Origin of the sequence: Neomicrococcus lactis, from assembly GCF_014200305.1 — a bacterium.
Classification (GTDB): Bacteria; Actinomycetota; Actinomycetes; order Actinomycetales; family Micrococcaceae; genus Neomicrococcus; species Neomicrococcus lactis.
Window position 1 is genome coordinate 1,910,140 of record NZ_JACHBL010000001.1, and the last position, 23,351, is coordinate 1,933,490.

The following is a 23,351-nucleotide window of genomic DNA, read 5'->3' on the forward strand; positions in this document are numbered from 1 at the left end:
CATTTGTAGCCTCGTAGCGCTCCCGGGAGTACGACGCCGCCCGCTGATTTTTACGGAAATCGGGGCGGCGTCGTCGTACTTAAGAAAACAAACGAAAGGCTTGACGCACGAATATAGTTCAGTTATTATTGAATCAATGGAAACTGAACTATCGAGCGAGTTTGAGGCGCGGGTCGCGAAACACGCAGCCCTCGCCGACCCCCTGCGGTTGCGCATCGTGGATCTTCTGACGTTTGGCGACTACTCCCCCATGGAGCTTCGCCAGACGCTGGGGCTTCCCGGGAATCTGCTGTCTCACCACCTGCAAGCGCTTGAAAGTGCGGGCCTGGTGAATCGACGTAGGTCGGAAGCGGATAGGCGTCGGATGTACGTGCATCTGGTTCCGGGTTCGCTCGAAAACCTCATGCCCCAACAACTCAAGAACGCCCAACGAATCCTGTTTGTGTGCACACACAACAGTGCTCGTTCACAACTCGCCGCAGCGCTCTGGGATATGAAGAGTGATCTTCCATGCGCGTCGGCGGGCACGCACCCGTCACCTCACGTGGCGGAAGGAGCCGTGGCCGCAGCGCAGCGCCACGGGCTGACGCTCGAAAACAACACTCCGAAGCACCTCGACGAGGTCCTCACGGAGCACGACTTCGTGGTCAGCGTCTGCGATAACGCGCACGAAGAACTCGCAGACCTGCCTCAAATTCACTGGTCCATCCCGGACCCACTCACGCTCAACACCCCGCAAGCGTTTGAAGATGCTTTTCGAGACATCGCCGAACGCATCGGATCACTTGCCCCGCGCATCGAAGCGCCACACCCAAGGAAAACATCATGACTACCACCCACCAGTCGGCCCATTTGGGCCTCGATGACACCACCGAAGTCCTCAATCGCATCAGCAACCGCCTGGCAGATCGCTATGCAGGAACGTTCACGGCCGAAACCGTCGAGCGCTACGTGTTCGAGTCCTACACGGCCCTCGCGCGCACCGCCAAGATCAGCGCCTACTTGCCTTCCACCACGGAGCACTTCGCCAACGATCGCCTCCACGCGCTCGCCACGTCCAAAGGCGCGATCACCTCCACCACGCCTGAAGTGCTGTTCGTGTGCGTGCAAAATGCGGGCCGTTCGCAGATGGCGGCCGCGTTGCTAACCCTCGAGTCCAAGGGCACCGTCCGCGTGCGCTCGGCGGGATCACTGCCTTCCTCGGAGCTCAATCAGAACGTAGTGGCCGTAATGGATGAGATGGGTATCGACCTTTCTCGCGAGTACCCCAAGCCCCTCACGGATGATGTGGTGCGCGCCTCTGACGTGGTGATTACCATGGGTTGTGGTGACTCCTGCGCCATCTACCCTGGCAAGCGCTACGAAGATTGGGACGTCACCGATCCCGCCGAAAAGTCCCTTGAAGACGTCCGCCTCATCCGCGATGACATCCACGACCGCATCAAGAATCTCGTCTCCACGCTGACAGAAAAGAGCGTCTCCGCATGACCACTCAGAAACCTTCAGTCCTGTTTGTTTGCAGCAAGAACGGCGGCAAGTCGCAGATGGCCGCGGCCCTCATGCGCGATCTCGCCGGCGATTCCGTCAGTGTGCATTCGGCGGGAACCAAACCCGGAACGAACTTGAACGCGCAGTCCGTGGAGTCTTTGAGCGAGCTCGGCATCGCCGTGGAGGGCGAGTTCCCGAAGCCTGTGACGCCCGAGGTCCTAGAGGAAGTGGACGCCGTGATCATCTTAGGCACCGAGGCCAAGCTCCAGGTTCCGAGCGGCAAGCGCCTCGAGATCTGGGAAACGGACGAGCCATCCACGCGCGGCATCGAGGGCATGGAGCGTATGCGCTTGGTGCGCGATGACATCCGCGCGCGCGTCGAGGCGCTCTACGCTGAGCTTGTTCCGCAAGGCTAGCTTCTTGTTCAAGTGCTGCTTTAGCACGGCTTTCCAGCACTTCTCGAGTACGACGACGCCGCTCGGCTTCCGGTTCGTTCCTTCAGTTGCGCTTGCGTCGTCACTGCACCCACGAACGCGTATTATCTTAGCGTGCACGCAGATAAGAAGATATGCGGATTGGATCCGCAGTCAGAGTTCGTCGAACTCGCCGCCGAGGTCTTCGGCATCCTGTCCGACCCCACGCGCATCCGCATCATTTTGTGCTTGCGGCGCTCGGGCGAAATGAGCGTGAACGCGCTCGCTGAAGAGGTGGGCAAGAGCGCTTCCGGTGTTTCTCAGCACCTCGCGCGTCTTCGCATGACGCGCATTGTATCCACGCGTCAGGACGGCACGCGGGTGCTATATCAGCTGACGGATGAGCATGCGTCGCGCCTGGTCAACGAGGCGATCCTGCAAGCTGAGCACTCCGTGGCCAACGGCATTCTGCCGCCGCATCACCACTGACCACGCCCCCAGTTTTCTTCCACTTCGAACTTCTCTCCCAAAGGTCAATTCATGCTCACCGTCCTGAAAAATCCTTCCTACGCCAGGCTGTTTAGCGCGCAAATTGTCGCGTTGCTCGGCACGGGGCTGCTGACCATTGCTCTAGGGCTGTTGGCCTTCGAGATCGCCGGCGGGGATGCAGGGCTGGTCATGGGTGTGGCGATGACCGTGAAGATGGTGGCGTACGTGGCGGTGGCGCCCGTGGTCAGCGCGTGGCTGTCGAGCGTGCCGCGCAAACGAGTGCTCATCGGCGCGGACATTGTGCGTGCGTTGATTGCCCTGGGGCTGCCCTTTGTCACTGAGGCGTGGCAGATTTACGTGCTGATTTTTGTGCTGCAATCCGCATCCGCGACGTTTACCCCTGCGTTCCAGGCAGTCATTCCATCTGTGCTGCCCGATGAAGCCGAGTACACGCGGGCGCTTACACTGTCCCGGTTGGCATACGATCTCGAGTCGCTAGTGAGCCCGATGCTGGCGGCAATTTTGCTCACCGTGATCAGCTATCACAACTTGTTTATGGGAACGGTGTTTGGTTTTATTGGCTCCGCGATTTTGGTGCTGCTGACGCGCTTCCCTGCCATTGCGGCGCCTGCGGCCTCGCGCTTCCTTGAGCGTCTCACCTCTGGCGTAAGGGCGTTCTGGCAAGCGCCGGAGCTGCGAGCGCTCATGGGGTTAAATCTGGTGGCGGCGACGACTACCGCCATGGTGATCGTCAATACCGTGGTGCTAGTGAAGGGCGATCTCGCACGGACGCAGTCCGATGTAGCGCTGCTCCTGGGTGCGTACGGTGCAGGCTCCATGCTGATTGCCCTGCTGATTCCGCGCTTGCTGGACCGCGTTTCGGACAAGCCGGCGATGCTGGCCGGCGCCGTGGCACTACCCGTCTTGCTGCTGATCGCCGCTGGGGTCATGGGCGCCGACGCGTTGTCCCAGGACGCTCAGTGGTGGGTGCTGTTGGTGCTCTGGCTCCTGACCGGCGCGGCAACGTCTTTGATCCTGACGCCGTCTTCTCGACTGTTGCGCCGCAACTCCACCGAGGAAAACCGGCCCGCAGTTTTCGCCGCCCAGTTCTCCCTGTCCCACGCGTGCTACCTCATCACCTACCCGCTGGCGGGCGTAGTCGGAGTTGCCTTGGGGCTCGCTAATGTGGCCCTGATACTTGCGCTGATTGGCGTAGTGGGCGTGCTGGTTGCGTTCGTGGCGTGGAACGACCCTCAAATGATGTCGAGGACCAATTCATAAGCATTCTTGATTGAGCTCCGTTCCCCGCGCAAAGGTCTTTCGATCCGCCTAGAGCTCTTCCGTTGTTCCACCACAGGAAGGCACTAGCAGCAAAAAGACGTTGTTAGAGCCCTCTCCAATACCTGCCCAGTGCTTTTGGATAGCGGGAAGACCCGCGTGCTTGATGGAAAAACGCGGCACTGCAAGGCACGGAGGCGTGAGTCTCGAGCAGCTTCAGTAGACGGAGCAGACGAACGAATGGTCATCATGCCCCCGACTCTGTACGAGTGGGCCGTCGTAAGTACGAGTTGGCCGTCGTAAACATGGCCGCCTCGTTCGCCCGCGTCACTGCGGTGCCCATTTATGAAACCTCGGTCCTCGAGCAGGTCGAATCGATTCTGATCGAGGCTGGGAGCGTGAGCTTCGCGATCGCTGGAACTGCGCCTGTTGAAACTGCGCCTGCTGGGCACACTCAATACGGCGACGACTATCGTTTGACCTCGGCAACTACCACCGCGCCCAAAGATACGCTCATATCGTTCGGAAAATTTGCGAGCCCTGAACTCGACGGGACTCAATCCCTAGCCGATGTGGTCAAGGAGTCCGAAAATACTGTTAACTTCATGCCGTTGGCTCATGTCGTAGCACGCCGAGTTCAGCTCAACTGTTTGGTAAACGGTTTGCGCATGGCGCAGACGTCCGACACTCACGAAGCGGTGGTTTCTCGGGGGGAGCTGCAGAAAATTCAATCGGCAGTAGCTGATGGTGCCGCCAAGAAATGCCTTGGACCGGTCTGGTACTCGGCACAATCGATCGCAACGTGGTGTGCGCCTGGCCGAGAGTGCAAGAGCAGCACCCGTAGACACGGAACTGCCGCTATTTTTCTGCGGCATCGGCGTCTTTGCCGGATACACGAAAGCGGGAGACACCGCGGCCGCCTTTGTTGACGGATGTCTCCGAACGGGAGATCTGAGTTCACTTGACGGTCAAGGCAGGCTGATCCTTCAGAGAAAAATTACAGACGTCTTCATCAGAGCGGTCGGAAAATCGGTCCCACCCACCATCTGGGAAAGCTACGTGGAAGGAGATCTTCTCGTGGCTTGGACTAAGGCACCCGCTTTGAATGCCAACCTTCTCTCGTGCGTATGACAGGCGAAGCGCCACGCCCCTACCCGTAATAGGTCAGTAGAAATTTTCTGAGGGGTGGAAATTTAGAGTGATGGAAGGTTGAAATGATTTTATCCACTCCCGCAAAGATCAGCTGAGCACTACCAATTTACATTGCAAGAGTCTAGGCTCTAAATCAACATCGCCTCATATCTTGATACTTCAACGCCTGAGGGGCGAAGTGTGTGCATCAAAGTGTGTGATCCGATTAAGCGCTCAAAGTTCACGAAAGACCAAGGGCCACGGAGCTACGCCAAGAACGTGGCATCGAAATACACCAGCCGGGAAGCGATTGCCAGGCAACTCCCTAGTTCGCCTTGGATTATAGGGTTTTTAGTCTGTACCGGGGGTGCCATGGCTTTCAGCCGGGTCGCCTCTAATGGCCACTATGAGCCGACATCAAACTCAATGAGGTCGATAGAGACCGCCCACGAGGATCGACTAGTCGAAGGTCCAAAGACGGGACTGTCACCGGCTAATACTCTATCCTGCGCCATTATGGCTATTTCCCTCGAAAGGATTTTGGCGTTATATTTTGCTTTTCTTTTGAATAAGACAGACCACGGCTCTGGTATCTGTATAACCGTGTTCCACTTACCGAATAAAGCATCATACTTAGCTACATCATTCATTTGCATCGTACAGCTAAATAGTTACATCGGTGCAATCAATCAGTTTGCCGGTTTCGAATTAATTCAAATGGGGTTTTCCCTCCGTGATGCTGCGGATCATACTGATCATTTGGGGCAGCGCTACTTCGTTCAAAAAAATCGTCACGAAGGGGCGCGAACAATTGATCCTGTCCGCTTTTTCGTCACGATTCACCCACAAGGAGAAAGAAATGACTAACGATTCAAACGACCAGCTGAAGCTCCAAAATCCCGTGACACGATATCCCTCCATCGCACCCCCAGAGCAGGATCAGCCGGAACCCGGCTTGGATAAGAATCTCATTCCACAAAGCGATCGCGGAGAACACTCATATCAAGGAACGGGTCGCTTAGTGGGTCGGCGAGCTTTGATTACCGGCGCTGATTCCGGAATCGGAGCGGCTGTGGCCATCGCTTTTGCCCGCGAAGGCGCGGATATTGCCCTGTCCTATTTGCCAGCCGAAGAACAGGACGCTCAAGAGATCAAATCCATAGTGGAGGAGTCGGGCCAGCGTGCCTTCCTATATCCCGGAGATTTGACGGACGCGGGGTACTGCGAGCGCCTCGTTGACGAAGCCGCTGAGCAACTGGGTGGATTGGATGCGTTAGTCAACAATGCTGGTCGTCAGATTTCTGTCGAAGACATTGCAGATCTGCCTGACGAGCAGTGGGTGGACACATTCAATACCAATATTCACGCGATATTCCGTGTTACTAAGGCTGCACTCAAACACATGCCGGCGGGCTCCACAATCGTCAACACCACGTCAATCCAGGCGTACAAGCCCTCGGCACATTTGCTCGACTATGCGTCCACCAAGGCAGCTATCAACAACTTCACGAAGGGCCTCGCTCAAATGCTTGCACCGCGGGGAATCCGGGTCAACGCGGTAGCTCCAGGGCCAATTTGGACGCCTCTTCAAGTATCCGACGGCCAGCCGAAGGACGCGCTTCCTCATTTCGGAAAAGACACTCCGTTGGGACGGGCCGGTCAACCCACGGAATGCGCTCCAGCATTCGTCTTCCTGACGTCGCCGGAGTCAAGCTATGTCATTGGCGAGACGCTCAACGTCAATGGCGGAATGCCTTCCCCTTAAGGAAGCGCGAAGAGACCACTCACAGATTCCACCCCGGTCGAAAGGAGCAGAACGCCTGTTAAGTGTCCCTTAGCATTCAACAACCACAATCCACAGAATTTCAGCACGACTAGACTCGCGAAAGGAGTCATGACAGTGAGCAATCAACAAGATCAACACCAGAACGAGAATTTCGAAAGCGCTAGTCCTGAAGAGCAGGAATTCGCCCAAAACCACCAGGAACAACGCGACTTCGACAGCTCGATCGCCGATCCTGAGGGTGGCGATAATCCATTGCGGACATCGCCAGAAGGAACCCAGTACGAGGAGGATCCGCTCGCGAATCCGCGCGAACAGGCCACTAACGAACAGGCCACTAGCGAACAGGGCTACTCGGAGCAGGGCTATTCAAAGCAAGAACACACTGCGCGCGGATACTCGGAGCAGGAAAACGCACAAGGTGAAACCACCAATGTGGACCCTGACCTCGTCAATGACGAGTCCGGTTCGGATCCATACTCTGAGTCCCAGCAGGAAACTGAGCAGCGCGAGGAGTAAAAAGTCAGGATCCGTCTCATGGAGCCATCAGCTCCGATAAGGAAAGCCGCCGTCGTACTGGAAATTTAGACGTCCTGCGATGGCGGCTTTTCAGCGCGGCGCGTGAGCGGGTGCGCGCGGAGTACCCCAAGCGGCGGGCATAAACAGCCACGGATCGGGTGCGGAAGTAGTTCCGCTCCACAGCGTTTCGGAAGCGCAAGAAGGTCTCGTTATCCACCACGGCCATGCTGCCCCCGGAAGGCTCGGGTAGGTCCATTGCAAAAATATGACGGCCAACATGTGTTCAAGGACGCGCGCTCCCACGGCGATTGTCCGCAGCCCACGCCTCTTCACGGTGGGCGGCGCCAGCTCTTTTCGCACGCCTGACGGCGACGCCCTCGATTTTCTCCAGGGTGTAGAGGACGTCGAGTGGGTCAACCTAAGCCCGGCTGCCGACATCTCTCCGGGGGTACCGTACGGGCACTTACCGCGTAGCCGAGGAAGACTTGGTCATGAACGGGTCCGGCGAAAGCTTCATCACGGTGAAGATGATGCGGTTATTGTGATCGACGAGATTGAAAATAAAAGGTTCTCAAAGAAGCGTTTCCCGTTGGTAGCAAACAGGTAGACATCCCATCGAGCAAGGGCGCAACGGGGACATCGTCCACGTTGCGCCCTTGCTGTGCCAGAAAGTTACTTGCTAGCGCGCGGCGTCCGCTTCTCGGCACTAATGAACCATGCTTGCTGCTCTAGGTCCGCAATGTATTGGTGCAAGATATCCGCCGTGGTTGGGTCCGCTTCATCCACGGCATCATGCTTCTCACGCATGACCCCCACTGTGGCTTCGAGCGCCTTGACAACTACGTCTACAGCGTCCGTCGTCAGAATCTCGCCACTTGTTGGCTGCTCAATGCGGGTGTCCTTGACGATTGTCGCAGCCATTCCATCAGGGGTTGCATGCAGAGCGCGCATGCGTTCTGCAACTTCATCCGAACCGCGGCGTGCAATCGCTACGATCTCATCAAGGTTCTTGTGCAAGTCCCGGAAATTCGGGCCCACAACGTTCCAGTGAATTTGTTTGCCCACGAGCTGGAGGTCCAGCAAACTCACCAAGATGAGCTGTAGCGAATCACGTAGCTCCTTGGGTGCCTCAAAACCCTGCTCCGCATTTTCCTTGGCGGTCTTACCAGCAGTTGTTTCCTTCTTCGTCACCATTGCTTATCTCCCATCAGATTTTAAGTACTGATTTTGGACGGGCGTATCCAACTGACTTAACCGAACTTACGTGAAATCGGCGGTGAAAGATAGCTCTTCCATGAGAATGGCTACAGATTTTTAGAGTACGACGACGCCACTAGGCTTACATCGTTAACTAGGGCTACGCTCGGAGCATGAAAACAATATTTGCGCTGTGGATGGCACTTGTTGTGATCGGCCTCGGTGCCATGTTCACTATTGCGCTGATGGGCAGGTAATCTGTGCGAATCAAAGAGCATGCACTGTCGCTCGTGTTCGCGGCGGCCTTCGCATTGACACTGGTTGGTCAATCCATCGCAGGACTCTTCTCTTATAACGAGGAGCAGTCGGCCCACGGAGCCACCACGTCCAACTGGATCGAGTACGTCACCTCCTCCGACTTCGTGGTGGACGTGGCTGAGAACTGGCAATCAGAGTTCTTCCAGTTCTTCCTCTTCATTTTGGCGACCGTCTGGTTTGTGCAGCGCGGTTCGCCTGAATCCAAGAAGGTAGGCGACGAAGGACCAGGTTCGGATAAAGATCAGCTCATTGGCGAGTACGCCCAACCAGACTCGCCCGCGTGGGCCAAGGTTCGCCGTTGGCGGCTCTGGGTGTATAGCAATTCGCTTCTCATTACCATGGGAGCCATCTTCATACTGTCGTGGCTAGCGCAAGCCATCGCCGGCACCACTGTCTACAACTCGGAACAGGCTCTGCACGGCGAGTCCGCAATAACGCTCGGCCAGTACATGCTCTCGGCCGATTTCTGGAACAGGACACTGCAAAATTGGCAATCGGAACTTCTTGCCGTGGGGTGCATGGTGGCATTCTCCATCTACTTGCGTCAGCGCGGATCCGCTGAGTCAAAACCAGTGGGTGTCCCCCATGATCAGACGTCAATCGAATCAGACTGACGTACGTTTACTGATCCGCGAAGTGCGGAATGGCACGGATGGGAATCACCACGACGTCCTGAAGTTTCAGGTCTAAGTGGTTCACCGGCTGACTTGATTGTTGGAGTTGCTCAAGCGTCACCGAGTTGCTCAAGCGTCACCGAGTTGCTCAAGGGCGTGACGAAGACTTCGGCGTAAAACACCTGACCTTCGTCAGGCAATCGGATGCTCTGTACTCAATAACCCAGGGTGTCGACTTGAGAAGCGAAAAGATCTCTTCCCGTAGTGGATGTGGATTCTTGTTGTCATACGTGGTGGCGCGGCGGCTCCAGACAATAAGTGTCCAAAAAAATTGCCACTCGACCGCACTTCGCAAAGCTGCTTGTTGCTGGGGCGTTAGTTGTTCGCGCTCGGCTGGTGAATAACCGCCCCGATGCTGGACCATTTTGCTTTCCGTTCTTCGTTAAGACCGCTCCAGTAAAGCAATCGTGCGCTGTTCGCCGTGAGTTCTGTACGGAGCCGAACGCAACTTTGCATTCCTGACCACTTTGAGCCGTCGCGGATGCGCGGCGGCTTCCAGTACGCGCGGGTCAATGTACGAACTCTTGGCAACGGACTCAGTGTTTCCCAATTGTTGCGCTACCTCTTTAACAATGGTGCGCACGGCCGCCGCTCGCTGACTCTTCGTCCCTAAATCGGCAGGATCCAAGTCCAGAAGGGTTTGCACGGCGAATACCGTCGCTCCCCACGTCCGAAAGTCCTTAGCGCTGAAAGATTTCCCAAGATGCTTTCGGATGTACGCGTTGACGTCGGCACTACTGAGCGGGTGAGGCGCGGCGTCGTCGTCCTCCAAAAATTGGAAAACCGCAGGCCCCGGCAATTCCATCAGTTGCTCCAAAATCCGGGTGGCGCGGGTATCACGAACCGTTTTCCGGTGCGAAGTGCCGCTCTTGCCCACGAACGCAAAACGCACCGTATTTTTGCGCAGGCGCAAGTGCTTCTTGCGTAGCGTAGTAATCCCGAAGCTCCCATTGGCGTCTGCATATTGCTGATTTCCCACGCGGAATAATTGCTCATCCATCAAGTGCACTACGCACGCCGCAACCCGCTTTCGGTTCAGTTTTCGACGCCTCAAATCCCGGTCCACTTGTGCTCGAAGCTTCGGTAGCGCTTTTCCGAAGCGTTGGGCGCGCGCAAACTTTTCGCGATCCTGGCGTCGCCGAAAGCTAGGGTGGTAAATAATCTGCACGCGCCCAGCGGCGTCCCTGCCGCGAGCCTGCACTTTCGCGCTGCTGGAGCTGGAGATCTCCACGTCCGTCCACGCCGGGGGGATCGCTAGAGCCTCAATCCTGGCGATGTCAGCGCGCTTGGTCAGGAGTTCTCCGCGTCGCCGGTATTCGAACCCTTGGGCTTGAGGCATTCGCGTGATGGACAGCCTTGGAGACATATGGCATTACAGCTTTGCTGATGAGATGTGTTCGGCGAGCGATCGAAATGCGGCGCAGATGGTTTGCTCAACGATCTCGATCGGTTCACCCGCAAACTCAAAGCCCATGACCTCCGCGTTCTCGCCGTGCTTGACGTTCGGCTGATAAGCGACAACACCGCCTTTGTACCAGTTGCTGGCATTGGGCGCAGTAGAAATAGCTACCGCAAGTTGTCCGCTAGTCAACGACTCCGCCGTGGCGATAGAGCACGGGGATGACGTGACCGCATCCACTAGTGCCCTGATGCTGCGGTCCACTTCACTGCTAAAAGCAGATTGAACCATCTCTCTCCATTCTCCTACGTTAGGAGCAGTGTACGACGTAAGTGGGCCGCGGGATAGCCTACGCCCGGGCATTCTTTGTTACTTCATGCCCAACCGCGACGCACCGCCGAGGCGCACCACTTCCCCAGTCACCATGGCATGGGACGCGAGGGCTACCACGAGCAAGGCAGGTGTCTCCGGTTTGCCTCGGCGGTTTGGGAACGGGACGGACACACCCCTAAGAACGGGACTCTAAGTACGGGGCGACTTTTTCCCGTACCCCACGAGCGCCAAGAGGCTCGCCAGGCCGGCCTCGGTACCGGGCCACAAGCGAGTCACCGTTCCTAGGCCAGCGTGTTTGGTCGCAAAGCGAAGCACTAAAATTACGGCGACGGCGTCGTCCGCATAGCCCAGAACCGGGATGAAATCCGGCACTAGATCAATGGGCAACAGCAAATACCCCAGCAACCCGTACAGCATCCAGCGGGCGCCACGGGGGACGGACGGATCCGTGGCCAAGCGCTTGACGAGCCGAATAACGTCCGGTACCAGACGCATGATCTCGCGCCAATTCACGTCCTTGCCCATGCGATTTTGCTGCCACCACAGCACAGTAATCAGAAGCGCCCAGATCACAAGCAGCGCGGCAACAATCATCAAAACGGTGCTCAGCCAGTCGGGCATGAAATCACTCCACGAGAACTCGGATCGGATAAATACAGCTTAATTCCGCAGGAAATTGGGGCAGAGTCCGGACGGATACTTGGCGCCGAGGGTGGCGAACTGATTAATATTCAAACCGCGCCGGCAATGAACCAGCGAACTTACCCCTCAATCCGTCGCGCCCCGGCTCCACCGGCGCCGAGCTGGTCGCCTGGATTGAGAAGGGCGCAGGCTTTCATCGAGAGGCAGCCGCAGCCAATGCAGCCGGTGAGTTCTTGCTCGAGTTTTTCGATACCGCGGCGGCGATGTTCCAGTGTCGTTTTCCAGCGGCGGGAGGCTTTGTCCCAGTCCGCTTGCGAGGGCGATTCCGTGAGGGGAACCTCAGAGAATGCATCCTTGACGTCCTCGAGTGGGATGCCCAGGCGTTTCGCCACGGAGATGAGAGCCACGCGACGGATCATGTAGCGGCGATAGCGGCGCTGGTTACCGGCCGTGCGTTCGGAGGCGATGAGCCCCAAACGCTCGTAGTAGTGGAGCGCGGAGACGGCGGCGCCAGTGCGCTGGCTCATCTCCCCCACGCTAAACCATTCGTGGGCGTCAGATGACTCCGATCTGGTCACGGCGAGTCCTCCCTTTTGACCTCAACCTCACTTGAGGTTTTAGTCTAAGCCCACAAGCCAACAAAGGAAGAGTTAACCTGTGACTATGACCGCCACTGACCTTTCCACCCTGTTCAAGGACGCTTTTCGCGATCATCCTGCGGGAGTCGCCATTATTACCGCGCAGGGTTCGCGCGGACCAGTGGGGCTAACGGCATCAAGCGTGGCATCGGTATCAGCGGAGCCGCCAGCGTTGGTGTTCTCGGTGACGCGATCAACGGGAAGCGCGGGGGCAATTATGGCGGCAGAGTCCGTCTTGGTGCATCTGCTGGATTCGCGGCACGCGCAGATTGCCCGAGATTTCGCGGCCTCGGACGGCGAGCGCTTTACAGCCGAGCAGGGCTGGGAGTTTTTGCCCACAGGTGAGCCGCACTTGGTGGGCGTTCGGGCAGCTTTGAGATGCCAGATCATGGAGACGGTGCGCGTGGGCACGTCAACGCTCGTGGTGGCGGAGGTCTTGGACGTCATCACCGGCGAGAGTGCGCATCCAATGATCTACCGCGACCGTGCGTTCCGCGGCACTGGGGATGAGCTTTAGGGCTACCCCCTGTATTCGGTTGCGGCGAATGCGGCGATGCCGGTCAGCGCGCGGCCAATCGTCAGTTGGTGCACCTCGTCCGTGCCCTCGTAGGTGCGGACGGATTCGAGGTTGTTCGCGTGGCGCAGCGGCGAGTAATCGAGCGTGATGCCGTTGCCACCGAGCATTTCGCGCGCGTCGCGCGCTACCTCTATGGCAACCCGGCAATTATCGAGTTTGCCTACGGAAATCATTGGCGGCGTCGTACCGGAAGAATCCTTCTGCCGCCCAATCTGGTGAGCCAGCAGGTAACCCTTGTTGATAGCCACAGCCATATCCGCGAGCTTGGTCTGCGTGATTTGGTAGGCGGCCAGCGGGTTGCCGAACTGCATGCGCTCCCCCGCGTACCGAAGCACCTCGTTGAAGGAATCGCGCGCGGCGCCCATGACGCCCCAAATGATGCCGTAGCGGGCCTCGTTCAAGCATTGGAACGGACCCTTCAAACCGATAGCGCTGTCTGCGGGAAGGATCGCGGAGGCTGGCAAGCGGACATCGGTCAGCGTGATCTCGCACTGCACGGACGCGCGCATAGACATCTTCTGCGTAATAGCGACGGCCTCAAAACCTGGCGTATTCGTAGGGACCACGAAGCCGCGCACGCCGCGGCCGTCGCCGATCTCACCGGTCTGCGCCCAGATAATTGCCACGTTCGCGAGAGTGGCCAGACCAATCCAACGTTTCTTGCCGTTGAGGATCCAGTCGCCGCTGGCATCCTGGCGCGCCACCGTGGTCATGGACGCCGGGTCAGAGCCGGCGGTTGGCTCGGTCAGACCGAAGCAACCCACCACGCGACCAGCCGCCATATCTGGCAGCCACTGCTGCTTCTGCTCTTCGGAGCCATGCTTGAAGATCGCGGACATCGCGAGCGATCCCTGCACGCTCACAAAGGTCCGCAGACCGGAGTCGCCGGCCTCAAGTTCTTGCGCTGCCAGGCCGTATTCCACGGCAGAGCGACCGGCGCAACCGTAGCCCTTGAGGTGCATTCCCAACAGGCCCAACCGGCCCATTTCTGGAATGATCTCCGTTGGGAACACCGCGTTGTCGTACCACTCGGCGATATTCGGACGGATGGCTTCATCTACGAACGAGCGGACACGTAGCGCGAGCGCCTTCTCTTCGTCGCTGAAGAGCGCGTCAAGGTTGATCTGGTCTACCGGGCCCAAGAATGATTCATTCGCCATAGAGCTATTTTGCTCCACCTCGGGAAGTTCTTGTGCTTCAACGTACATGAACGACATGGATTGGAGTCACCGTGGGAATACTTAGGCGAGCAGATCGATTTCCTCATCACTCAGCGAGGGACTTGCGACGACGGATTGTCTCAACCACTCGGGCAATGGAGGCCGCTTTTTCGGCTCAGGCTGAGCCTCGCCATCTTTGTAAAGTCGGTCCATTGCTTGAAGAACTTCCAACAATGGCTTTGCTTGGGGATGATTCGACTCTTTGAGCCTTTCAACAGGAGATACAAATCAGAAATGGCATCCTCAGTGAGACGCACTGTGCATCTAAGTTCAGTCACGGTCACCGGATGAGATCAGAGGGAATGAAGGCCCGCGTCGATCTCCTTTTCGAGTTCAGCACGGCTGATCCCAGAGAGCTCCATAGCGTCATCAAGGTCAGTCCTTTTGCCAGAATCCGTTGCAAATCGTGCCATGACCAATGCCGAACTCGGCTGAATTCACTAGCCCGCTCCAGATGGCGGAAACCCACAATAGGGCCAAACGTGTGCCCGCCAAGAGAAGATTGTTTGACCGGGATTTACCGCCGCACCAACTCACTCGGCTCCCCCGAGGCGGTGATCACCAATTCATCGCGGGCACGGGTCGCGGCTACATAAAGCAATGACCGCTCGCGCAGCAAAGCATCGGACTGTTCCGCTTCCGGAAGCCCCTCAAAGGTCCACTTTGCAGGGAGATCACCAGCACCAGCCCCCATGACCACCACACACTGGAATTCCAATCCCTTGGAGGAGTGCATGGTCATCACAGTGACTTTGCCCTTGCCAGCCACGCTTCCGCCGGTGGCAACGCTGGACGGAATGCCAACACGAGTCAGCCCATCAACCGCGCGCGTGGCGTTCTTTTCCGAGCGCACCAACACGGCGATCGCCTCGGGCGCCACCCCAGCAGACATCCACTCCCGAATCCGGGACACCACCACATCCACCTCAGCGGCCGAGTCGGAAACGGTCAATACGCTTGGCGTCGGGCCGGACCGCACGGAGCGATACCCGGATTCCGCCACTTTCTCATCATCAAGGTCCGAATACTCAGCGCCGGACAGCAAGGACATCGCGTACGCGAGGTTTTCCGCCGTCGTACGGTAATTGAGCCGCAACCGCCGCGAGCGCCCACGGATATTGATCCCGAAGCGGGACATTGGCACTTTTTGCCCGTAAATCCGCTGGTGCGAGTCCTCAGCGATGAATAGATCGTCCGCGCCTTCCGCTACCAAAGCGCGCAACAGCAACCAGTGCGGCGCGCTGAAGTCCTGCGCTTCATCCACCAAAACGTGGTCGAACGGCAAAGACCCGCCAGCACGCAACACTGCAGCCGCGATGGCCGCGATCTCTGGGAACGTCGCGGCGTCCTTCATGCGGTGGCTGAGCCGGAATTGCGCAAAAACCTTCCACAACTCTTGCCGCGCACCACGGTTCAGCGCGGTGCCACGGCCCGAACGGGACGCGCGCACATAATCCTTCTCCTCCACCACACCGTTGGCGAGCACCACGGATTGGTATTCCTGATCCAGGAATCGCGGTTGCAGCAGCGGCTCGGGCAACTCCGGCGACGCCATATCTACAGCCTCCTCGAAATCTTCATCCACGCGCCCCAGCTTCACGGACAACGTGTTCCGCCCCGGCCCTAGCACGGACGCAGTCGCCGCCTCCAGGGCAGATGCCGGCGCATCCCGCAACACCTGCGCAGCAATCTGGTCCATGCCCGCAATCGTGATGCCAGGCTTCCCCATCTCCACTTGTGGCAACGAGGAATCCAGACGAGTCAGCTGCAGCGACAGCGATTTCGCGAGCGCCCGCGTATACGTGGTGAGCAAGATGCGCGCGTTCGGATTCGCACGGTACAGCGAGCGTGCGCGATGCAAGAGCACCACGGTCTTGCCGGTTCCCGCGCCACCGGTCAGTCGGTACGGCCCGCTGGTTGCGGTCTCCACGTACTTGCGCTGTTCGGGGTGCAAGAAGACGCGCCACTTGTCGAAATCCAAGGACTCGAACGCCTCGCGCAACTCGTCCGGGTTGTCCCCCACGAACACAAACTGACCCTTGGACTCGCGGATCGCCTTATCCAGAAGTGCGTCGTCCTGCGGATCTTGGACAGAACCGGCAGGCTGAGCCCCCAGCTCGTCGAGGACATCGGCCAGCTCATCCCCGTTCGCGAGCCCCAAAATCGCCAAGCCCTGCATCTCGGGCAGCGCATCGATGACCTCACTGAGCTCTGCTTGCGTTGTCGCGGCGAGCGCCCGGCGCGCCCCATCGGCGCTAATTCCGGCTTCCGATTCCAGCCGCTCTTGGGTCCAATTTTCGCGGAGGTGATTAGTCCATTCCAGTACGACGCCGCCGCTCGGCTGCCGCTCTTCACTCACCTCAGGCTGTGGTGGCGTGGGTGGAACGTAGGTTGGCTGCGGTTCAACGGGCGCTTCGTCAATCAGGCCACGGTCCTCGACTTCGGGAGCACCGAGGGCGAGGTTGAATTTGAGGACGCGAGAGCGAGCGATGTCGATCGCCTCATCATGCGGCCACGTTCCCACGTAGACGTAGTGCGGTTCCCCGTCGGATTCGAGCTTGAAGAGCACGGCCCGGTACATGTCGTTCACACGGCCCGTGCGTGCGCGCGGATCGCGTGGCTGCTTCATGGGCTCGATGTGCAGGCCGGGAGCCGTGTCATCCACTTGAAGTTTCTGGAGGAAGCTCATGGCGAGCTTCTGCACAGATCCGTCCAACTTGTTCTTGGCCGAAGCCATGGATACGAATGGCATCTTCTACTCCTTTGCTCCGTCTGCGGGTACTTCACTCGAGGCTCCAATGGCTTCCCGGAGGAGCTCATCTTGAGACATCGTCACTACAGTCCAACCGTTCTTGGTGAGCGGCTCACCCTCATCAGCTTCGTAGACAACGGCGATCTTCTGGTCGATCCACACGATGATCGTTGCGACGCCATCGACTTCTTGACCGACCTCATCGGGTGCGGGCAAGTGAGCGGCGCCAAGCTTTTCGAGGAAGCTGCGCTCTTCGGCGTCGAACGCTTCGTCGATGACCGGCTGCCACGCAGGATCGATCAGCAAAACATCCTCAGCATTAGCAGGTGCCATCACGATGTCCTGTGCACCCAGCTTGTAGCCGGCAGTTTCCAGAATTTCGTCTCGTGACGTTCGCGTTCCCACCAGCGTGGTCTTGGGTGAGCTTTGGAAGGCAAACAGGTTGCTCCAGAACAGCCAGCGTCGCCATTCTTCGGCAAAGCCCTCAGAAGCGACTGCCTCCGGACTGTCATCGAGACTCAAGAGCGCACGCAAGGAACCGTTCGCAACTTGCAGAGGATGACCTGCGGCAATGAGGTGCAAGTACTTCCCTTGACGGGTCCACCAGGGCGTCCCCTCGAGGTGCGGAAGCTCGGGTAATCCGCTACCAAACTGGAAGTCAGGAACCTTGGCAGTCGAGACATCCGTGCGGTTCATGTCCACCATGGCGAACGCAACCGCAATGTCGGCGAAGAGCTTCCACGAGGCAGAATCTGGATTGTTCATCCACCGCCACAGCAACTCCATGGAGCCGCCGCGCAACCCACCCTTAATCGACGGTGACAACGAGTACTTCTTGCTCAGTCCCTCTTCGAGGCGCCAGTTAAACCACGCATCGGGGCCAGCGTCTTCCACTCCTGCAGTATCGAATCGTTCAAGATCCTGATGCGTGATCGCCCAGGGAATGATTCCCTGAAGCTTGAGGCCGAATCGCTTTTTGGCGTCATCCCCAACGCGGTTCATGTTCTCAGCCGTCGAGGCGTGAAATGCCTGTCCGTCCATAAAGATGGCCAGCTCCGGAACATTCGGATCTTCGTACCGCAGTACAAAGTCCGGCCGCACCTTCCCAAGCGTTTCCTGAGGCTCCAACGTCCACGAGTACGGCTGCGAAGGCAATTTGATACGCAGTCGCTCGCCCCACGGACCCGGCTTCGGCGCGATGTCCGCATTCACAGTTTTCAGTCGAGCTTTCAGCGAGCGCCTGAAAGAGACCTCCAGCGGTGATTCGCCTGAGGAATCCTCCATGGGCTCGTCCCGCACTACCCACGCAGCAAAGTCCGGGGCCTCGTCAGCCTCAATGCCCAACAGGTCCTCGAGCAAACGTTTTGCCTCCACGCGGGACACAAAGTCCACCATCGAATATTCGGCGAACGGCAGCAAGCACTTGTGGCATGCGCGCCGGCCTTCAAGAGCACAGTCGCACGTAGACACCACACGCAGTGCGGCGGCCAGAACATTGAAGACAACCTGCGGACTCTTGAAGCTCGCCAAGTAGCCGGTGCCACCGGGAACGGTGTCGTGAATCAGCAGAGCCTGACCGTACTGACTTCCGGACGTATCAGGAACGCTCATGATCCCGAAGTGTCCTGGCGTTCCGCCCAGATGTTCGCGAAGACCCAGCAGCAAAGCTGCTTTCAACGTCGGCAACGCGAACGCGTCCACATCATTCGCAGACGGCGGCAGATGCAACTTCACGCCCTGAGTTCGTAGCTCGCGAGCAAGCAACAGCGAGCGGGTGCGCTCCTCATTCCTCTTGCGCAGCTTGCACCAGAAGCGGTGCTCGTCCTTGCTGTTGGACTTAGAGCTGCTGTCACGCTTTCCGCAGTATTCACACAGCGCGAAGCGTGGCGCGTGATAATCGCGGCCGGCGATCATCACGGAAGTTCCGCCGCGGTTGCTCTGACCCAAGTTCAGCCACGAGATGTCAACACTGCTCAGATACTCAGCGCCAAACTGGCTCTTCTCCACGAACCAGCGGGTCTCACAATTCGCTGGATCGATATCCGCGATCGAAGCCAGATGGAAGCGTGCGCGCTTACGGTCGTCGCGAGAGTCGCCGATGGCGGCTTCGTCGCGGCGCAGTTCCGCGGATACTTTTCGAAGGACCACGACGGCGTGCGTATTTCCCACATCATCGATTCCGTTCGCGCCACAACGTACACAGACGCTGACTACATCGGCGTATTGAACGGGCACTTCTGAAATACGACGAACCGACTTCTTCCAACCGCACGCAGGACAAATCTGCCAGTACTGAACTTCGCGAAGTTCCGGGCCCAAGTCCACAGCATCGATTTCGATTTCCATTCCTTGGGCATAGAACGTCGACCCCGGAGCTAACTCGTGAATGGCAATGCCAGCACCACGCGCGAAGGTCTCGGTGGACGCCTCAAACTGCTGGGTCTCCTCATTGCGCCAGGAAACGCCGACCTCGAGTTCTACGGGGTCGCCAATGAGCGTGTAGTTCGGGAACAATCCGTACATCTCGATCTTGGAGATCCAGTACTCGTTGCGAGATTCTTCCGCTTCGCGATACAGCCGTCGCAGCTGCGCTTCGGCAGACTTGTGCTCTCGAGCTGCATCGCGAACCTTCGGATGCTCGTCGTCTTTTCCGTAGTCATTGCGAGCGCGCTGAAGTTCAACGGCCAAATCCTGAACAGCCGCTTCAACGTCCCTGATGCGTCGTTGCAGACTTTCGTGATCGAGTTGCCACGTCTGAGACGCTTTGCGGATCTGCCCTTGCAAATCTTCGAGGCACCACCGGTGCATGCGCGTACGCACTTCATCAGAGACATGCTCAGCGGAGAACTGTCCCAAGAATTCATCAAGAATCTCGGCTCCGCGTGAGTCGACCAGCTGCAGCATCGCACCCAAATAGGAACTTGGCTCGATGGACTTCAACGCCGACCGAGCAGACGTCGGGTGCGGAGCGTTTTCATCACGAGCCAGCAAGTCACCCAAGTAGGCGGTGAACTGGCGGCGCAAAATTTCTTCTGCTTGCAAGTAGGTGCTTGGCGGCCGCACGTCGCCGTTGATGACGGAGAGCGGATCGTTCAGCTTCGGCAAGTTCTCACCGCGGCCACGCACAAAAGCAAGCGCCAACGAGTTACCCGTCAAACGTCCAGCACGGCCAACTCGCTGCACATAGCTGGCCACGGATCCCGGCATCGAAGCCAGCATCACGCAGGACAAGTCGCCAATGTCGATACCCATTTCGAGTGTTGGCGTCGCCACCAACACGTTTGGAGCGTCAGGCTTCGGGTCAGAAGACTTGAAGTCGTTCTCGTACTCCAGCCGCAGCTCGTCTTCTAGCAAAGCCGTGTGCTCGCGAGCCACCACGCGCTTGCCCTCAGGCTCTGCATACATGGACCGATAGAAACTCTGCGGGTCCATGGCAACGCGTTGATTACGGCCAGAACACTTGATTTGCAAACACGGCGCACCGTCGAGCTGATCAACCAGAGAGGTCGTGCCCACCGTGCGCGTCTGACACACTTCACACACCAGCGCATGCTTCTTGTCACGCAGCGCTTGGTCTTCCGGCGCCGTCAGAATGATGCGCTCCGGCGGCAAAGAATAAGCGCGAGCACCCTGCTCAGTGGCGTGTTCCTTGAGCACGCCCACGCGAGCAAGTTCTTCAAAAAGCTCACGCGCCAAGAAGCCGCCGTCTTCAGGAATCGCGCCCAGGGTCCGGTTGGTCCAGATGGAGTACCAGCTGTTCCGAGGAGTGACCGGGTCCAAACCATGCTCAGCTTTAGTCGGACCAATCACGGGGAATGCAGGCGCTGGTCGGCCTGTAGGGAACGCAGGCATTCCCTGATGACGAGCTCGTCCGCCCCACACGTGGTAACGATGCCCATCGTGATAGATGTACTTATCCAGCCACTCATGGTGAATACCACCTTGCAGGCGCACGCGCGTGAGCACACCGCTTACCCACGCCCGCAGCTGCTCATCCGTGGGGGCACCAGCGCCCGGAACCACGTGAAGCTTGGCTTCCCACACTCGCCGACCCAAAGCAGCAAGTGAATCTGGAGTGCCGGCGTATACCTCGGCCACTACTGAACCAGTGAGCTCCAACGTTCTGCCCAGCCGGGACTGCAATCCCAATTCCAACGCAGCGTCAAAACGCAAACGCCGCTTTACCTTTTCGCCAGCCTGCGCACGAAGTCCAGGAGCAGCACTCTCGTCCCAGTACTCGCGGAAACCTTCGCGCTCCGTCAGCTCTGGCGGCACCAAGCGGAACCGGTGCGTCGCTGCGTCGCGCCCCGGCAACGTGACCATGGCTTGGTCAACCAGCTGGCCCAAGGTCAGCACGTCGCCCGGCCCACCGTGAAATGCCGACCGCAAGGCGGTACGCAGATTGAAGGTGTGAGATCGCGCTTGAATGAACCCCGCTCGGTGCGCGGCATCCTGCACGGAGTCCGTAAAGATCAGCGCCTTCTTCTCCGAGGACGGCACCTCGCTCGCGCCAAAGAGCGTGGATACGGCTACGGACGTCAATGTCGCGATGGCACTACCCACGAATCGAATCGCGTCCGGCGACATACAGGACGGGCATGTGTCGTTGCGAGAAAGCTCCGGAGCCTCTTTACCTGTATGCATCAACACGGGAATGATGCCGCCACGCTGATAATCAGCATCATCAAGATCCGGAGCTTCCGTCAGCAACACCTTGCGGGCAGTATGAAGGTACCGCAGGCCATCTTCCTTAGCCAACAGCGCAGGCTTCTCCCCCGTAAACACGGCATCCGCTTCACCCACGGCGTGGATAAGCGCACGGAACGAAGAATCCTTAGTCAGCGATGCCATGCGGATTTCGGGCGCTTCGAATTCCACCTCGGTGTCGGTCGGCGCCATCTTGGCACCCCACCCGTACTTGCCGCAGTGCCTGCAGTAGATCGCTGGCAAGTAAACGCGCTGGGCTTCGATTTCACCTTCGTCGACGCCGTCGTCACCCCACCGGTACCCGTAGGAAATGTCTACGACGGAATCGATGCGGCTAAGTTCGCGCACCCAAAGGTGCGTTTCCACGGTGAGTGCTTCTCGTCCGGCAACGGCACGCACGTGCGAGTACAGCGCCAGCACGTGACTGAGGAATTCTTCGGCTTCGTCCGTATCCACGTTGGGGAACAGCTTGGTGGCGAGATCTCGAAGTACGACGGCGCCGCTCGTCTCCCGCACTAATGCTTCCGTGAGTGGGTGGTGACGCAAAGCAAAGAGTAGAGACTTCGGCTCGTCTCCTGGGTGCTCGGTGAAGAGCGCATCGATGGCGGCAGAAAATAGCGATTCGTGGGATTGGTCTAGGCGAACGCGCTGGTTAGTTTCATGGACGCGGGTCGCGATCTCAGACAGGCTGTTGACGGCTACCGATCCAGCGGAGCCCTCAAGATCTCGCCAGACGGAAAACGGCATGCGGGACTCAGTGACTAGCGCCTCTTCGCCGAGCGTCTCCCCGAAGATCGTCTCGGCGAAGCGCAACATGGCCGACGAGCCGCTGGAGGATTCAGCGTCCGAGCTTGGCGAGCCAGCCTGTTGCGAGCTTGCACCACCCAAAGTTGCCGAAGTAGCTACCGGAGTGATCTTGCCAAGGGGTCGGGCTCGATCTGCTTCCGTCAATCCAGCAATCGCAGGAGCGGCGTCCAAGTCCTCCGGCCAATAGGACTTCAAGGTGAGTCCCAAGCGACGCAAAAGCATCGCGACATCCGTGCCCTGGGCGCCGTCGTAGCTGTGGAATTCGTCCAGCACCACGTACTGCAAGCTGGTGGCGGAGTCTTTCCAAAGCTTCGCGTCCTCGTTGCGAAGCAAGAGCATGTCCAGCATCTTGTAGTTGGTCAGCAAGATGTCTGGCGGGTTACCGCGCAGCTCGTAACGGTCGTTGATGAGGCCGTCGGGAGTGACATTCTTACGCGTCGGCCCAGTCTGGCCCGTGTATAGACCGGCCCGAATGCCGCGGAGCTCCACCGTCGAAGTAATCAGCTTGGAAAGACGCCCAGCCTGGTCATTCGCGAGCGCATTCATTGGGTACAGGATGAGCGCTTTGACGCCCATGATCCCAGCCTTCTGGGCACGCAAGACGTGATCGAGGATCGGATACAGGAAGGACTCTGTCTTACCCGAGCCCGTACCTGTGGTCACCAGAGTGGGCTCTGGTCGACGCATTCCGCGACCATCCGGCGATTTCGAAGACAACCGAGCGAATGCTTTGGCCTGATGACCATACGGGTTGAAGCCGTGCGGCGTGAAGTCTAAGGACTGACGCCAACCATCGCTCGCAGGTTCAAAGGGCAACCGAAGACGAACGTACGGGCCTTTGAACATGCCGTTTTCCGGATGGGTGAGGAACTCCCCGAGAGCACGCTGCGCTTTGACGTCAGAAAGCGCAAACGTGGTGGTCAGGTAGTCACGCAGACCCTCCACCAAGTTCCGAGCCTGCTGTGTGGGAAGTAATTCAGCCATTC

At 58.4% G+C, this 23,351-nt stretch carries 20 protein-coding genes; 11 read left to right on the forward strand and 9 right to left on the reverse strand.

What is annotated here, in order from left to right:
- Nucleotides 1–136: 136 nt before the first annotated feature.
- The 9 genes from BKA12_RS08635 (at nt 137) to BKA12_RS08675 (ending at nt 7,101) form a co-directional block, all read left to right on the forward strand.
- A complete protein-coding gene (locus tag BKA12_RS08635; RefSeq protein ID WP_183642639.1) occupies nt 137–829 on the forward strand; it encodes an arsenate reductase/protein-tyrosine-phosphatase family protein in 693 nt (230 codons plus the stop codon).
- A complete protein-coding gene (locus BKA12_RS08640; protein ID WP_071894290.1) occupies nt 826–1,488 on the forward strand; it encodes an arsenate reductase ArsC in 663 nt (220 codons plus the stop codon). The genes BKA12_RS08635 and BKA12_RS08640 overlap by 4 nt, the downstream gene beginning before the upstream one ends.
- On the forward strand, nt 1,485–1,904 hold the full coding sequence (locus BKA12_RS08645) for an arsenate-mycothiol transferase ArsC (protein ID WP_071894291.1): 420 nt from the start codon (nt 1,485–1,487) through the stop codon (nt 1,902–1,904). The genes BKA12_RS08640 and BKA12_RS08645 overlap by 4 nt, the downstream gene beginning before the upstream one ends.
- Nucleotides 1,905–2,063: 159 nt before the next feature.
- Entirely contained in the window at nt 2,064–2,390 is a 327-nt protein-coding gene (locus BKA12_RS08650; RefSeq protein WP_071894292.1) for an ArsR/SmtB family transcription factor, read from the forward strand.
- Between the two features lie 51 nt (nt 2,391–2,441).
- The gene (locus tag BKA12_RS08655; protein WP_183642643.1) at nt 2,442–3,671 is read left to right on the forward strand and encodes an MFS transporter; all 1,230 of its coding nucleotides are present in this window, start codon (nt 2,442–2,444) and stop codon (nt 3,669–3,671) included.
- A 266-nt stretch (nt 3,672–3,937) separates the two neighbouring features.
- On the forward strand, nt 3,938–4,597 hold the full coding sequence (locus tag BKA12_RS08660) for an acyl-CoA synthetase family protein (protein WP_183642645.1): 660 nt from the start codon (nt 3,938–3,940) through the stop codon (nt 4,595–4,597).
- 718 nt (nt 4,598–5,315) lie between these two features.
- Complete coding sequence (locus tag BKA12_RS08665) at nt 5,316–5,666, forward strand: sugar ABC transporter permease (RefSeq protein WP_183642648.1); 351 nt, start codon at nt 5,316–5,318, stop codon at nt 5,664–5,666.
- Nucleotides 5,659–6,564 (forward strand): SDR family oxidoreductase, encoded by a 906-nt coding sequence (locus tag BKA12_RS08670; RefSeq protein WP_183642651.1) that lies wholly within the window; start codon nt 5,659–5,661, stop codon nt 6,562–6,564. The genes BKA12_RS08665 and BKA12_RS08670 overlap by 8 nt, the downstream gene beginning before the upstream one ends.
- Before the next feature lie 135 nt (nt 6,565–6,699).
- The gene (locus BKA12_RS08675; protein ID WP_183642654.1) at nt 6,700–7,101 is read left to right on the forward strand and encodes a hypothetical protein; all 402 of its coding nucleotides are present in this window, start codon (nt 6,700–6,702) and stop codon (nt 7,099–7,101) included.
- A gap of 672 nt (nt 7,102–7,773) precedes the next feature.
- Here BKA12_RS08675 and BKA12_RS08680 read toward each other — a convergent pair.
- A complete protein-coding gene (locus tag BKA12_RS08680) occupies nt 7,774–8,295 on the reverse strand; it encodes a Dps family protein (protein WP_183642656.1) in 522 nt (173 codons plus the stop codon).
- Nucleotides 8,296–8,558: 263 nt separating this feature from the next.
- On the opposite strand from BKA12_RS08680, the gene BKA12_RS08685 reads away from it, so the two are divergent.
- On the forward strand, nt 8,559–9,230 hold the full coding sequence (locus BKA12_RS08685; protein WP_183642658.1) for a DUF6766 family protein: 672 nt from the start codon (nt 8,559–8,561) through the stop codon (nt 9,228–9,230).
- Between the two features lie 7 nt (nt 9,231–9,237).
- Here BKA12_RS08685 and BKA12_RS12530 read toward each other — a convergent pair whose 3' ends face one another.
- The 5 genes from BKA12_RS12530 to soxR all read right to left on the reverse strand — a co-directional run bounded on the left by BKA12_RS12530 (nt 9,238) and on the right by soxR (nt 12,191).
- Nucleotides 9,238–9,363 carry a hypothetical protein gene (locus tag BKA12_RS12530; protein WP_276510684.1) on the reverse strand — a complete coding sequence of 42 codons (126 nt, stop codon included), beginning with the start codon at nt 9,361–9,363 and terminating at the stop codon, nt 9,238–9,240.
- Nucleotides 9,364–9,672: 309 nt separating this feature from the next.
- Nucleotides 9,673–10,629: a DNA topoisomerase IB gene (locus BKA12_RS08690; protein ID WP_183642661.1), complete on the reverse strand. Its 957-nt coding sequence runs from the start codon at nt 10,627–10,629 to the stop codon at nt 9,673–9,675.
- 33 nt (nt 10,630–10,662) lie between these two features.
- A complete protein-coding gene (locus BKA12_RS08695) occupies nt 10,663–10,980 on the reverse strand; it encodes a CinA family protein (protein WP_183642665.1) in 318 nt (105 codons plus the stop codon).
- A gap of 231 nt (nt 10,981–11,211) precedes the next feature.
- Entirely contained in the window at nt 11,212–11,643 is a 432-nt protein-coding gene (locus BKA12_RS08700; RefSeq protein WP_183642668.1) for a YkvA family protein, read from the reverse strand.
- A gap of 140 nt (nt 11,644–11,783) precedes the next feature.
- Nucleotides 11,784–12,191, reverse strand: a complete 408-nt coding sequence (gene soxR, locus BKA12_RS08705; protein WP_183644856.1) for a redox-sensitive transcriptional activator SoxR — start codon at nt 12,189–12,191, stop codon at nt 11,784–11,786.
- A 136-nt stretch (nt 12,192–12,327) separates the two neighbouring features.
- Here soxR and BKA12_RS08710 point away from each other — a divergent pair, with 136 nt between their 5' ends.
- Nucleotides 12,328–12,819: a flavin reductase family protein gene (locus tag BKA12_RS08710; protein WP_183642672.1), complete on the forward strand. Its 492-nt coding sequence runs from the start codon at nt 12,328–12,330 to the stop codon at nt 12,817–12,819.
- A 2-nt stretch (nt 12,820–12,821) separates the two neighbouring features.
- On the opposite strand, the gene BKA12_RS08715 is transcribed toward BKA12_RS08710, so the two are convergent.
- From BKA12_RS08715 to BKA12_RS08725, 3 genes are all read right to left on the reverse strand, one after another.
- Nucleotides 12,822–14,039 carry an acyl-CoA dehydrogenase family protein gene (locus BKA12_RS08715; RefSeq protein WP_183642674.1) on the reverse strand — a complete coding sequence of 406 codons (1,218 nt, stop codon included), beginning with the start codon at nt 14,037–14,039 and terminating at the stop codon, nt 12,822–12,824.
- 577 nt (nt 14,040–14,616) lie between these two features.
- Entirely contained in the window at nt 14,617–16,851 is a 2,235-nt protein-coding gene (locus BKA12_RS08720) for a 3'-5' exonuclease (RefSeq protein WP_183642678.1), read from the reverse strand.
- Nucleotides 16,852–16,854: 3 nt separating this feature from the next.
- Entirely contained in the window at nt 16,855–23,349 is a 6,495-nt protein-coding gene (locus BKA12_RS08725) for a DEAD/DEAH box helicase (RefSeq protein ID WP_183642682.1), read from the reverse strand.
- Nucleotides 23,350–23,351: the final 2 nt, after the last annotated feature.